Origin of the sequence: Rhodoferax sp. U11-2br (genome assembly GCF_018619435.1) — a bacterium.
Taxonomy (GTDB): domain Bacteria; phylum Pseudomonadota; class Gammaproteobacteria; order Burkholderiales; family Burkholderiaceae_C; genus Rhodoferax.
In genome coordinates, this window is sequence record NZ_JAHFZF010000008.1 from 40,122 (window position 1) to 53,809 (window position 13,688).

Sequence of the window (13,688 nt, forward strand, 5' to 3'; positions counted from 1 at the left end):
TACCTCTACCGGCAAAAAGAATCCGGGCGGAAGCAGCGGCTTGGCGTGTCGACACCTTACCATTTGATCCTGACGAGTGGCATGTCATCAGCCCCTGGAGAAACTGATGCGGATGCCCAGGCATACCTCAACAGTCATGCCATGAGTGGTAGATGTCGATAGGAGTGGCCGCTGTGCCGTCCGGCCATGAAAAGATGCGCTGGTGGGTGCTGAGGTAGAGGCCTGGGCAATGTTGGCTTTTTGCCTCGATTACACATGACAAAGCGGAAGGCTCACCAAGACCGACTCGGTTTTTTGGTGCCGCAAGTGACTCGGCAAGATGGCGGGTGATGCAGAATTTATCCCGTGCATAGCCGATCATGATGCCCTGCTCCATGGCCGATGCATACGCCCCGATCACAAAGCGTTCGATTCCTGAAGTCTTCTTTCCCACAGCACAGTAATGAGCATGCATTGGATGCTTACGGCCTACGGGCTTGCATTCGGCGAAAAGAGAATCTTGCACCCGATTATGGGTTTGACAAAGCTCCCGCTGAAGGCGGAAGACTAGATCAGGCTTTCTACCCTTACTTTTCTCGTCATGATTGGCTGTGGCGCTCTCACGAGTCACGCTGCGAATGAAACTGAGATCAAGATCGTTGCTGTCGTCACACATCAGCCGGTTCTCTAGAATGTCCTCCAACCAAAATGTGATGTCGTCTTCATCTGCGTTTGCCAAATCACGACCATCAGACCGGATCAGCGCAAAAGCCCGCACCAGTGCCAGATGAACGGCGGCGATCCATCGCTCCTGAAGTCGTGGATGCGGTACACGGTAGGTGCGGGTGCTGGCACTGGTAAAGAAACCTGGGCTCATTTGCGAGTGGGCAAGGGAAAGCACTGCTTAAGATGTTCCTCGGCGATGTGCAAGGCGCAAAGATGGGCACGGCTTCGGGTCCAGAACCGGCGTTTGTTGAGCAACCCGATGATCAAACCGCCCTCGGGCAGAGGCATCACCAAGCGAGTGGCGGCACTGGCGCTCGCTTCACCGACGATGCTGGCGATGAGCTTTTCTGAGGGCGCCCATGTGTCGCCATCCAAGAGTAGCGTGACAAAAGCCCAGGGTTGTTGCCAATCCCCCTCCAACCGGGGCACGAGCCCGGCCTTGACTTTCTGTCCCACCGCCTTGAAGAATGGCTGAATGGCCTGCTCCAACGTACGGACGAAGGTTGCTGCTTCATCTGGTGGCACGGAGCGCATGGCTTGCTCACGCACCACGGCGTAGGGACCATTGAAGGTGACGGTGTCAGTCACCACTTGTCGCTCTGCTTTAGATAGGTCAAACAAACCGCCGACAAACGTATCAAGAGCATCCCAGTTCTTCTCGCCCTGGTTGAACGTACTTACTTGGGCATCAAGCATGTTGGCAAGACGCCCTGCTTCTTCCCGTTGCTCCTTAGTCAGTTTGTCGATGTTGGGGAACGGGAAGGAGTCGATGTCTGACTTGTCCAAGATGCGCTTTCGAGCACCCATTTGACCGCTTCGCATGAAACTGAAATGCTGGAATAGTTGGCTATGAGCGATGACATGCAGCAGCGCACACAAGAGATCGGGATCTTTATGCCAATAAGCCGTGTACCCAAAAAAATTCTTTGAGAACGCCATCTTCCGCTGAGGGAGACGATGAGACTTAGAGCTGTCACGCGTTTCACCAGGTCCACGGCGGATGCAGATAACAGGACTCCGAAAGTTGGTTTCTTCGTATGTACGGTAAGGTTCTTGATCTCCATGCCGTTCACGGTAGGTCGGATAGGTCCCGTTGTTGAGCAGGTCTGGCTCTTCGCCATCAAAAACCTCCAGATCAATCAGCCACTCAGGACACTGGCGAGGCTTGAAGGGCTCAATGTCCAATCCACGGCAACTCGCTGGGTCATCGGATTGCCAAAAACTCCCAATCGATTGCTTTTTCGCAATCCGACAGAGCTTCTCCATTACCTGGACATCCAAGATGCTGCCGATAGCAAGCGCTTTGCAGAGCCACGGAGTGTCTAGAACAGACTGTGCGGTGATTTGATAGGCGGATTGGTAATCTAGCCGAAACTCACCACGCCGAGCGAGCTCATCCTCTCGCACGGGGGTTGCGAGATGAAACGCCTGTGTTTCCAGATCAGGCTTTGCATTCTTGCTCCAAAGCAAAATCCACGGCTGATCATGCCCTCCCCAAACAGGCGTTTTCTCTAAATCTGACCCGTTCAGAATGCCCGACACCTGCATGGCCTGGAACCACGCGTTTCTCGCGCTGATGCCCGTAGGGGTTTGTTTGAGGACAAATCGAGCATCTATCGCAAACGCCACAATGCCGCCTGGCCTAGCCCATTCAGCAGCCCGCCAAAGGAATGGTAAATCTGGCACACCTCCCGGGTTGCGATAAGCGGCCGCCACCTCATGCAAACCACGGGCTTTGAGAACACGGCGGGCAGTTTCAGTACCCGCTTCATCCAGCAGTGCCTTGCGTAGCATGAAATCCTCTTTCCTCTCGGTTTTTGCCTTCTTCAAGACGCTCCAAGGCGGATTCCCCACAACCACATCAAAGCCACCATTGAAATTTTTGCTGTCCACTGCCTCGCCCAAGCTGCCTAAAACGAAACCAGTCTGCGTGCGTTCTCTTGCGGTGCGTTGATCGAACAGAACCAGCCCTTGCAGTGCCTTGGTCGCATGATGGGCAGAGGGCGGCGTAGTAATCTCGTTCAGTTCGATGACCGTGATATATAGGCCCAGGGCGGCTAACCGGAGGGCCGACTCACTCACGTCAAATCCGCGAATCTGATTGTGCAGAATACTTTCGATGACTTGCTTGCTCGGGCGGCGAACGTTGTTTCCCAGGCGCTCCCTATCAGCAGCCCAACGGTGGCGAACCAGTTCCCTCAAGGAGAGCACCAAAAACACACCCGCGCCACAAGTGGGGTCGAGAATCTTTGCTTGATGGGCTGGTGTTTCTAAGCCGGCTAGCGCTTCATCCACAAGCAATTTGGCCAAGGTGCGCGGCGTGTAATGCACCGAGCGGGCCTTGGAGTCCATTTCATCTACCCGGTGACTGAAGTTCTCATATACCTGACTGAGCACACCAATCGGAATGTGGCGGAAATTGAGTTGGTGCCAGTCAATGCCCGTCAGCTGCTGCTGCAGGATACCCTCCACATTTTCCCAACCGCGAAGAATAGCTTCCAGGTGCAGGAAGATGCAATTATCGGATTGATCGCCAGCGTTCTTGTAAACATCGGCATAAGCCTTCGTTCGCTTCGCTTCCGATGCATCTAGCGGCAGCGGATCAATGAGTGGCAGAAGATCGCCGTTGAATGTGACGTCCAGCCAGTTTGAAGTCTGCGCGGCTCTAGCGGGTGTGGAAAAAACCCGCTGCAGGCGGTGAGCTTTCGGATCACCTTTAGCCGCTGGGCATATCTCATTGATCAGATCATCCGTCACGATCCGTCGATCAACAAGGAAGCGGAAGAACAGCGCCCGCCCCGTCATGGAAAGAACCGCAAGGCCATCCAATTTTTTAATGAGTACCAGCTCGGTCACCGCCTTATCCAGCAGGCTACTAATTTCTTCGAAGACCGGGTCAGAGGCTTTAGGCTGACCTTTCAGTTCTGTCAGTGTGCCGGTGGCGATCTGGTGAAAAAGAAATGGTGCACGCGGATCGGCGATTCGAACTGTCGTCCCAAGGCCGTTATCGTTCAGAGTCTTCCGATCCAAATTGAGTGGGTAAAGAACCAACTCTCCTGGCCGCACAATCGCCAGAACCGCATGGTCTCCACGGTTTGCCAGTCGCTGCTGCAGGTTGACGCGCTCTGCGAAATCGGGTTCACCTGATGCTGCATCTATCAAATACATGACCGGCTTGCCTTGGAACTCCGCTACGGCATCAGGCAGCCGACCCGCTTCCCGTTGCACCTGATCAGAGAGCAAGTCTAGGTATGAAACATGATCCGGCAACTGCTTCTGGTTATCTCGGAGCGAGACAATGCTCGGGCAACCGAAAACACTAACCGATTCGGCCAAGCGTTGATCTCTATTTGAAAGTTGAGTCGACATGGTCAGGTGAAGCAGCGAATGGTGCCAACCAGCACACCAGCCAGTCGGAAAGATTTTTCTATTTGCTCCGAGTCAACGAGTCGGTCTGGGTAGGCTGGGTTCTCTGCCTGTAGGCGCAACCCGAGTTTCGTCTTGAAGACTCGCTTTAGCGTGGCGTCCTCATCCAGTACAACGGCGGCAATATCTCCATCGGAGAACTCCGGGCCAGACCGGAGGACGGCAATGTCGCTATCGAAAATACCAGCATTGATCATGCTATCCCCCTTCACATGAAGGGCAAAAAGGCTGTTCCCTTGAAACAACGCCCGAGGAAGTAGCAGAACTTCCTCGGCTTCTTCCATTGCAAAAATTGGCAATCCTGCTGCGATTCGTCCAACCAGAGGTACTGCGACAGTCTGAGCCGAACTGTCGGCTCGCATCGGTCCGGTCACTCGAAGCGATCGGGGGCTTCCTGGGGTGCGGGCAAGTCGGCCCTTTTTCTGGAGTGCCGTGAGGTGTTGTTGGGCAGTTGACGTGCTCGACCAGCCAAAATGCTGTGCGACCTCTCTAATAGTAGGGGGCAACCCGCTCTGTGCTGATGCTTGCTTTACGAAAGCAAGAACCTTGTCTTGGGTGGTTGTGAGGGATATCGCCATCTGAACAATAATACCGTAACGGCATATGGTACTCCTGCCAATTAAAGATTGGCCAGATTTCACTGATAAATCGAGCTATCGACAGATGAGTGCGGGCAACGCTGGTATGGGTAGGGGATCGGCCTGCAGAATCAGAGACAGCGCCTAGCCTTGTAAAGCGGTGAGGATCGGCGGAATTCCACTATTGCTTCGGGGTGCGAGTTCCCCGTGTCCTGTGCCAACTGGATACATCCAGCTTCAATGCTTGCGCGTCAAACATCTTTATTACCTCAGTTTGCATTGGGGGCAACCCGCACACTTCTTCTCCGTTAGCCTTGCTTTCGGCAATACCCCACATCCCCATTTCACGAGCAATGAGTGATGTTGACCAAAAACGTTCGGTTCCTTGCCCGCGCGCCTGCATAACGTGCCATTGGGCACAGCGTGTCGCACCGATCAAGGTTGGCGGAACCGTCTGCATCACCTCTGGGTTTGCCATTCGTTTTGCGTGGTTGGCATCATAGGTCTGTCGATAGTGAATGACCGCTCGGCGAAGACCGCACAACGCATCTCTGGCAGTAGGTCCCTTGGCCTGGACGAGGCCGTTGACCACGCGTGCAACAAACAGATCACCGCTCTTGAAAATCCAGCAATGGGTAGGCTGTCCGGTATGCAGAAGCGCCACCTCGCGCACATCCTCATCTGAGGGATGGGCTCCATTCTCGACCTGCCAACCGTCGTGTTGACTCCAGTTCAGACAAAGCGCTTCAGCTAGGTCATCCAATCTATTCTTGCATTCGTGCCGAGCGTTGGCCCAAGCTTCACAGCGTTGCTGTTTCATGGTCATGCCCGGGGTGAACCGAGTGGTACCTGCATTCCGAATATACCCAACGAACTCAGTACATTTCCCCTTCGGACGACAGAACCAAACAACACAATCGGCAAAAGCGGAGCTTCCATTGCTTTCGTCGTTAATAACCCAGTCGGCCCAACCCTGGGCAATCGAGCGATCAGTTTGCCGTATCGCTCTCGCCCAGGCTTGTCGAGCCTCTAGTGCGGTCGCATGCTGGATAACCCAGCGAAGTGCTGGACCGGTGATGGAAAGACCTCCAGGGATAAAAGTGCTCCCCACGCTGTCAAGCAACTCAATTCGGGTCTTTTGCATGGATGGTGTAGCAAAATCGAGTGCCTGTTCTGCTGGTCGATTTGGCCAACGCCGGGTTATTGCCCTAGGCTCCAACTGACGTGTCCACAGCATTTCTGCAAATGCGACGCGTGCCTTCGCACGTTTAGCCATCGTCTTCGCAAAAGCGGCCGGATCGAACGTGCGCATTAGTATTTTGATCAGCCGGTCGGGATTTGCCAATCCATGTCGACGCAGATGACGCCCCATAGATTTATATACAGTACATTGATCCGATTCAGGCCATGTCGGCTCCACGTTCTGTTTGATCACCGGTTTAACTTCCTGCAGGCAGCCGCTCGCTGCTCTATAAACTGACCAGCACTTGGCTTCACCTGCGTCCCGCCAAAACACAGGTTCGGCGTCAAAGCAAGCTGGATAGTTGATCGCGTTATCGTGGCACCACCGTGCAGTGAGTGCGAGTTGAATGTGTGCTGGCAACAGTCGCTCGAACGAAGGTGAATATCGCACGCAGTCTAGGTGTTTTACCCATTGCGCCACTGGAATCCAAGCTGCTGTTTCCGCAACCTGCATACTTGGTTGTCTGGCTTCCTGTGCAGTTACAAACTTGGTGTAACCGCATCGACACTGCCGCTGGACTATGGTCAGTCCGGTCAGCCTCATCTTGAATTTTTCATGGCATTTCGGACACTCTTCGATGAGAGGTTGGGCATGGATGGGACACCGTGATATCAGCCTGATGTTGCCTAAAAGGGTATGAAACCCTGACGCTATGCATGCCGGGCACCAGCGAAGCTGCGCCACCATACAGGAGCGACTCACAGCGGGAGGGAACTGCTCCAGCATCGCAAACTTCGATAACGCTTGCCTTGACTCTCCGAGAGCCAAGGCAAGGATTTTCGCTTCGCGAACAGCGCAATCCTTCCCGGTAGACGCTTTGGACATGTATAACTGCCGAATATCTCCTGACCGCAAATCATTCAACCAGGTCGCGCGCAACAAGGTGTGCCACATTGATGTATACGGCAGAATGGTGCCGGGGTACCAGGTCAATGGTTTCATGACTTGTTGCTGTTCGCTGACCGCCTAACCAAATGCGCCGTAGCAGTAACCAATGCCAACAACTGGCGATGCCCGCTCTCCGTCACAATCTGTGACAAGCTTTCTGGGGAAGTCACGTCGCGCCAATCAGCGCCACCTGCGATGCGCAACAAAATGTGCCGACAGCAGTGCGCGATGGTTTTCATCGGAAATTCAAGTGGACCTGGGTAATTTGGCGGTATTCCAGCCACTAAAGCGGCGTGTAACGCCTGCACGTGGCTTTCGAGTCGAAAGCCAGCGGCCCACGCTTGTGTTGCGACACCTGCGGTGAATGACAGGCCTGACTGAGCTGGCCATTCCGTCCCTTCGTCGTAGCCTGCCATTACGCAGGCAAGCTCATCTAGGCCAGCAATACCATGAAAGCGCTCACTAGAAAGCATGAAGCGTGCAGCAACGTGTGCACCACCCACCATGGCCAGTGCCATAGGCTCATCAAAGAACTGCAGCGATGCAATCGAGAATACGCACAGGCGCAGGTTTTCTTTTTCCAACAGGCTGTGCAGCTCTACCAGCCACAACCATTCGCGCTGCGTCATGCCTTGAGCTTCGTCAATGATGAGGATCAGAAACCGCCCGCCTCCTCGACGCGCCAGTGAATACCAACGTTCCAGCAGCATATGCTGGCGGCTCAGAGGGCTGCGCGTGGCTTTTGCCAACGGATGTTTGCTCGCGTGAAGCAGACTAGCGTAGAAACGTCCAACCGAATTCGCTCCACCGGCGTCGGTGTGACTCCAGACTACCATTGGCAGCGTATTTTGAAAACGTTCGCTCAAGAGCGTCTGAACCCAGTGATCCACTGCGCTGGATTTTCCATAACGCGAAGGTCCATAGATAGTGGCGCCCTCTACTTGATTGTCGATCCAGAATGCCAACTGGTCTACCATCCGTTGTATGGGTGGCGTATACAGTGAATAGTCGCGTGTCACCAAAGGGTGGTCCCGGGGGACGTGGGGCGGCACCAGTGGGGCTGGAGACTGAAGTCCAGTCACCATGTCTTTGCCTTCGGCAAGTTGCGCGCTGGCCTTGGCCCCGACTCGCTTTTGGCTAAAGACGTTCCGGAAGCTACGGCCTTGGTGGCAAACTCGTTGCGCCCGTCGTTGGGCGACGCCATATCGCTATCTACCGCGGCAACGGGTTCGGTGGCAGCATGTTGTTCCTCATGTAATTGGGCCGCAAGAATGCGACGTACATTCAGATAGGCAGGATGTACAGGCAGTTTGCCGCCATTGACTTCAGCAAACCGTATCAACTCTTCCACGGCGTCGCATTGTGTAGTCAGGTGCAGCAATCTGCGCCTTTCTAGTGCTCGAATCGACTGCCGGATGAACAGGCTGTGGGGCGTCCGATGCCAAGGAGGTGCAGCCCGCACAACACCTAGGAACAGTCCCTTGCTGTCTGACACCGTGGCAAACCGCGCATCGTCTTCGTCTTCGATTTGAAGCCAGCAATTCTTGCCGACCAAATCGGTTCGCAATGCCAACCATTCGGCGGAATAGCGTGCAGTAGCGAAATTGAAATACGGCCGCCTACCGGTTTCGACACCTCCCAACACCGTGCACAGGCGGCGCACGCCTACCATGCGGCGTACGGCGTCAGGATCAGCTCGCCTGACCGCAGTGTCAGGCGGGACCAGGAATTGCAACTGCGACAGCGGCGAGCGGTAACCCAGTCCAGAATGCGGCGTTGCGTTGTAATTTGCGATCAACGCAGCCAGTAACTCTTCGGCATACTCCACTTGAAAACCAGTCGCCTCTGCAATCGCTGTCGGGTCAGAGCCACGCTTGTCGGCAGGTTTACTGCCAGTGGTAGGTGCCAGTCGGTGAAAACCACCCTTTGCCAAGTGTTCAAAGAATGCCTCAATATACGGGCGGTCGTCTTTGCTGCGTCTGCTGGTGTAGCTTTGGTCATCCTGCGGTTTCAAGATTCGGCAATCCACAACCTCCTTCAGCGTGTTTTCGACGCGGTCACAAATGTTGGCAAGCGCTCCATCAACACTGAACTCATTCCAGCAGACACCGCTAAGATGGGGAGCCACATTAGACGGCATTCCTGCGCCCTCTGTGTAAGCGATGTCACTAAAACTGATCCTAGGTGGCGCCCAGACTGACAACGCGTGTTTGACTGCACGCAATACATCCTCAGCCCCGCATTCACGGCGCAAGCTAAGGTGATATCCCAGCACAGCTCGGCTTACCACTTCAATTAACACGATGACCCAAATGCGGTGAATTTTGCGCATCTCGACCCCGCCGTGGGGCGACGGGATCGCAACGACCATCCGCGCGTCCAGCTTGTGCGCGTCACATTCAACCCGGTCGAAGGGCTTCATTGGCGGTCGATTGACGCCATCTCCTGCAATCGATTTGCGACGGGCTTCTTCGCCACCAAGCAGCAAGCGCTGGCGGGCTGGGTTTTCTTCCAAGACGCGGTCAATGTAGGCGACAATCGTGACGTAGCCCAACTTTTCCACGTTGAAGGGCCACTCGCCGCGCTGTTCGTAACCAAGTTCACGAAGTTGGTCGATCAACCAACGAAATATTGGCTGCTTTCGCTTGCCGGGCCCTTGTAGTCCGCGTGCGCTTTCCAGGATCCGCGCACGGAAACGCTGCTCTAGGCTACGACCTTCAGGAGATGCAAAAATCCATTGCAAGGATCCAGCCGTTCCGGCGCCGTCTTCGCCGACACGAGGCTTGGTCTTTCGTCGATACTCCGCGATGCGCAGAAAAGGCAGAGCTCCACGCCAGCCGTAGAGACACCCGTCGTCATGTGGCGCCAAGCAACGTTCAACGATCAGTCGGTAAACGTTTGAGCGAGACATCCCGGTTTCTCGTCGAACCTCCGCTGCAGATGCGCCGCTCAGGTACAGCTCAATACTTCGCCGCCGCAGCATGAACATGCCGCGCTCCTTCGCAGGCAACGCATCGGGGTCGACTCGCACCCAGGTCTTCGTGTCAATGTGTTGCGCTGTAGCTGGCAATTGACTAGCAGAACGTGATCCAACCCGAGTCGATATGGCCATAGGACCCTTCCGAAACGAACAGTTAGCGTCAAATTTACTTGAATTGTGTACTTAGCGTCAATTGTTCTTGTAAAAATGGCATTACTTTTCAACCAGTCAATATGCCCTGTTACCTCTTAGCGGGCTGTGCTGGATAGCATCATTTTTACTTGTGTGAGCGGGCGCAGGACTTGCGGCAATCACCATGTTCCCTTGGATTGACTGCGGCGCACGAAGTTTGAGAGCAATTGTGCCGAATCTGTTCGACTGGCCTGGGTGGCAAAGTCCAGTGCGCTCAAGCCAAGCTCGTTGACCAATGACGGGTCTGCGCCAGCTTCCAGCAGCAACTTGACGGCCTCCGGCGTGCCGTAACGTGCGGCCATCATCAGCGGTGTGCTGCCATTGGGTGAGCCTGCATCGATGTACGCGTTTTCTTCAAGCAGCAGGTTCATCACTTCGAGATGCCCATGGGTGGCGGCGTAATGCAAGGGTGTCCAGCCGGTTTTGTTGACGTCGGCATCCTTCTCGATCAGCATCCGGCACATCCGCACATCGCCTGCCAGGGCTGTCAGCATCAGCGGGCTCTCGTCAGCGGCATTGCGCACTTCGACCTTGGTGCTGGGCCAACGGATCAGCGCCTCGGCCACCTTCAGCGATTCTGCTTGGATGGCCAGGATCAGCCCAGCCCGACCTTTGGGGTCCACCGTGTTGGGGTCAAACCCTCTTTGCAACAAGGCCGTGACCGTACCCGCATCGTCTTGCCTGACGGCGGTAAAAAAGTCGTCGTACGAACCTGCTTGAACCGATGAAAATCCAATAAAAACAAATAAATAAACTATTTTTTTAAAGTAGCTTCTGATGTTTGAAATGTGGGTACTCATGCGGCGATCACTCCGGTAAAGAGTTGCTCAAAGTTCCGGCTGGTCAGCTTGGCGATCTCGTCTGTTGTGACACCACACACCTGCGCCAGTTGCTGCGCCACATAAGGTACATAAGACGGGTTGTTGGTTTTGCCGCGGTACGGCACGGGGGCCAGGTACGGGCTGTCGGTCTCGATCAACAAACGATCCAGCGGCACCTTGGCCGCCACATCACGGATGCTCTGTGCACTCTTGAACGTCAGGATGCCTGAAAACGAGATGTAAAAACCCAGGTCGAGTGCCGCCTTGGCCACGTCCCAGTCCTCGGTAAAACAGTGAAACACACCACCCGCGCTACCCGCCGAGCCGTCTTCGCCCTCCTCTCGCAGGATGGCCAACGTGTCATCGGATGAGCTGCGTGTGTGGATGACCAGGGGTTTGTGCAATTGGCGCGCGGCGCGAATGTGCAGACGAAACCGTTCGCGTTGCCAGTGCATGTCGGCCTGCGTGCGACCGTTCAGTCGGTAATAGTCCAGCCCGGTTTCCCCGATGCCCACCACGCGCGACAAGTTGCCCAAATGGATCAGGTCGTCCAGAGAGGGTTCTTGAACACCTTCGTTGTCCGGATGGACCCCCACGGTCGCCCACAGATGGGGGTGTTGCAGGGCCAGTTGGTGCACGTTAGGAAACTCTTCGAGTGTGGTGCTTATACACAGCGCACGCGTCACCTGGGCGTCTGACATGGCCTGCAGGATGGTCGGCAGGTTTGACACCAGCTCGGGGGAATTCAAATGGCAATGGGAATCCGTGAACATGCGTCTGTCAATCGGTCAAGGTCGGAGCTGCCCACAACCTGGGGCAGACAGCTCAGATGGTTTGTGTCTGGCGGTCAGAGGCCAGTTGGGCACCCAAAATCTCTTCGATCTTGAGTTTGAGGGCTTGTGCGTTGTCGTCTTTGGGAAAGCGGATACCAACGCCCTGGGTGCGGTTGTAGGCCGCCTTGGACGGTGTCACCCAGGCGACTTTGCCTGCAATCGGGTAACGCTGTGGTTCGTCAGGAAGGGAAATCAGCACATACACCGCGTCGCCCAACACATAGTCGCGGGTGGTGGGAATGAACATGCCGCCCTCGGTGAACAGCGGAATGTAGGCCGCGTACAGCGCAGACTTTTCCTTGATGGCCAGCTGGATCACACTGGGACGTGGTGTGCCCGGAGCAAGGGTGGTGGTGGCGTTCATGGTTTGGAGTTTAGAGCCAATTGCGCTTGGCTGACCAGTGCTTCCTGCATCAGCCCGGGGTTAAACGGATGCTCCACCGTGCGGCGGGTCTGTGCCAGCGACTTGGCCCAGTCGCTCAGGCTGTGCCAGGAACCCGATGTGGGCAGGTCAGCCACCTCAAAATAACGCGGTTGGGCACCACTTTTGAGTGCCAGCAGGTCGTGGCACAACTTGTGCAGCGCATCGACCGTCTGCGCCCCTGTCCAGTCCTTGAACACCGCCACCTCTCCGCGCAACACCGCTTTGGGCAGAAGCCGCCAGCGATCACTCACCGGGGCCATCAACAAGGCATCGGCTGGGCGGCCACCCGAGGCCCGCAACATCACGGTGGCCTGGGGCGCAGGCACACCCTGGGCCTGCAGCCAGCGCAGGGCGGTGTCGTGATTGGGCCAGACCATGGTGTGGCCCAGGCAGCGGCTGCGGATGGTGGGCAGCAGCAGGTGGGCAGCGTCGGTGGCCAGCACAAATTTCACATCCCCGACAGGCTCCTCCAGGGTCTTGAGCAAGGCATTGGCGGTGAACACGTTCATGCGTTCGGCCGGAAACACCAGCACCGCCTTGCCCCGGCCACGGGCGCTGGTGCGTTGTGCAAACTCCACCGCGTCGCGCATGGCCTCCACGCGGATCTCTTTGCTGGGCTTGCGTTTTTTGCTGTCAATCTCGGACTGTGCTTTTTCTCCGAGCGGCCAGCCCATGTCCAGCAGCACGGTCTCAGGGCACAACACACAGAGGTCGGCATGGGCATGCACATCGATGGCATGGCAGCTGGCGCACACGCCACAGGCACCAGCTGGCCCGGCTTGGTCACACAGCCAGGCACGTACCAAGGCCAGTGCCAACTCGTATTGGCCCAGACCCGAGGGTCCGGCCAGCAGCCAGGCGTGGCCACGCTGCGTCAGCAGGCTGTGTAATTGGGCCGTGATCCAGGGGGCCACGGTCTGGCTGGGTGTTGTCTGGTCTGCAGACGTCATGCCAGCCAGCCTTGGTGTTGCATCACTTGCCGCACTTCTTGCCAGACAGCCTCACGTGCCTGGTCGGCGTTGATGCGGGCAAAACGCTGCGGGTCGGCCTGCAGGCGCTGGGCATAGCCATCGCTCACACGTTTGAAAAAAGCGGCGTTCTGTGACTCGAACTTGTCGGGCACACGGGCTCCGGCTAGGCGTTGGGCGGCAATCTCGGGGTCCAGCTCAAACCACAGTGTGACATCGGGTTGACGCAGAAAAATGCCCTTAGGCCCTTGTGTGGTCTGGATCATCTGCTCCAGATTCAAGAGTGTTTTCCAGTCGTAGCCGCGCCCCCCCCCCTGGTAGGCGAAGGTGGCGTCGGTGAAGCGATCGCTGATGACCACCTCGCCGCGCGCCAGGGCAGGCTCAATGCGTTGCTGCAAATGGTCGCGCCGCGCGGCAAACACCAGCAGCGCCTCGGTCAGTGCGTCCATGGGGTCGTTGAGGATCAGGGTGCGCAATTTTTCAGCCAATGGGGTGCCACCTGGCTCACGTGTCAAGGTGACCACCCTGCCCTGCGCCTCAAACGCGCGCGCCAAAGCGTCGATGTGGGTCGACTTGCCTGCGCCGTCGATGCCTTCAAAAGTGATGAACAGTCCGTGATGTGTCATGAAA

General features: G+C 56.2%; 11 protein-coding genes. All 11 read right to left on the bottom strand.

Annotated features, from left to right (window positions below):
* Positions 1 to 127: 127 nt before the first annotated feature.
* Positions 128 to 856: a hypothetical protein gene (locus tag KKO72_RS07300; protein ID WP_214936901.1), complete on the bottom strand. Its 729-nt coding sequence runs from the start codon at positions 854 to 856 to the stop codon at positions 128 to 130.
* On the bottom strand, positions 853 to 4,074 hold the full coding sequence (locus KKO72_RS07305; protein ID WP_214936903.1) for an N-6 DNA methylase: 3,222 nt from the start codon (positions 4,072 to 4,074) through the stop codon (positions 853 to 855). The genes KKO72_RS07300 and KKO72_RS07305 overlap by 4 nt, the downstream gene beginning before the upstream one ends.
* A gap of 2 nt (positions 4,075 to 4,076) precedes the next feature.
* Entirely contained in the window at positions 4,077 to 4,709 is a 633-nt protein-coding gene (gene lexA / locus KKO72_RS07310) for a transcriptional repressor LexA (protein ID WP_214936905.1), read from the bottom strand.
* 181 nt (positions 4,710 to 4,890) lie between these two features.
* Complete coding sequence (locus tag KKO72_RS07315; protein ID WP_214936907.1) at positions 4,891 to 6,894, bottom strand: hypothetical protein; 2,004 nt, start codon at positions 6,892 to 6,894, stop codon at positions 4,891 to 4,893.
* Positions 6,891 to 7,859, bottom strand: coding sequence for an ATP-binding protein (locus KKO72_RS07320; protein ID WP_371736845.1), 969 nt, complete (start codon positions 7,857 to 7,859; stop codon positions 6,891 to 6,893). The genes KKO72_RS07315 and KKO72_RS07320 overlap by 4 nt, the downstream gene beginning before the upstream one ends.
* A gap of 59 nt (positions 7,860 to 7,918) precedes the next feature.
* On the bottom strand, positions 7,919 to 9,829 hold the full coding sequence (locus tag KKO72_RS07325; protein ID WP_214936911.1) for a hypothetical protein: 1,911 nt from the start codon (positions 9,827 to 9,829) through the stop codon (positions 7,919 to 7,921).
* Positions 9,830 to 10,131: 302 nt separating this feature from the next.
* On the bottom strand, positions 10,132 to 10,812 hold the full coding sequence (locus tag KKO72_RS07330; protein WP_214936913.1) for an ankyrin repeat domain-containing protein: 681 nt from the start codon (positions 10,810 to 10,812) through the stop codon (positions 10,132 to 10,134).
* A complete protein-coding gene (locus tag KKO72_RS07335; protein ID WP_214936915.1) occupies positions 10,809 to 11,606 on the bottom strand; it encodes a TatD family hydrolase in 798 nt (265 codons plus the stop codon). Before KKO72_RS07335 ends, KKO72_RS07330 begins: the two co-directional genes overlap by 4 nt.
* A gap of 52 nt (positions 11,607 to 11,658) precedes the next feature.
* Positions 11,659 to 12,030 carry a PilZ domain-containing protein gene (locus tag KKO72_RS07340; protein WP_214936917.1) on the bottom strand — a complete coding sequence of 124 codons (372 nt, stop codon included), beginning with the start codon at positions 12,028 to 12,030 and terminating at the stop codon, positions 11,659 to 11,661.
* Positions 12,027 to 13,040, bottom strand: coding sequence for a DNA polymerase III subunit delta' (locus tag KKO72_RS07345; RefSeq protein ID WP_214936919.1), 1,014 nt, complete (start codon positions 13,038 to 13,040; stop codon positions 12,027 to 12,029). Before KKO72_RS07345 ends, KKO72_RS07340 begins: the two co-directional genes overlap by 4 nt.
* On the bottom strand, positions 13,037 to 13,684 hold the full coding sequence (gene tmk / locus KKO72_RS07350; RefSeq protein ID WP_214936920.1) for a dTMP kinase: 648 nt from the start codon (positions 13,682 to 13,684) through the stop codon (positions 13,037 to 13,039). Before tmk ends, KKO72_RS07345 begins: the two co-directional genes overlap by 4 nt.
* Positions 13,685 to 13,688 lie beyond the last annotated feature (4 nt).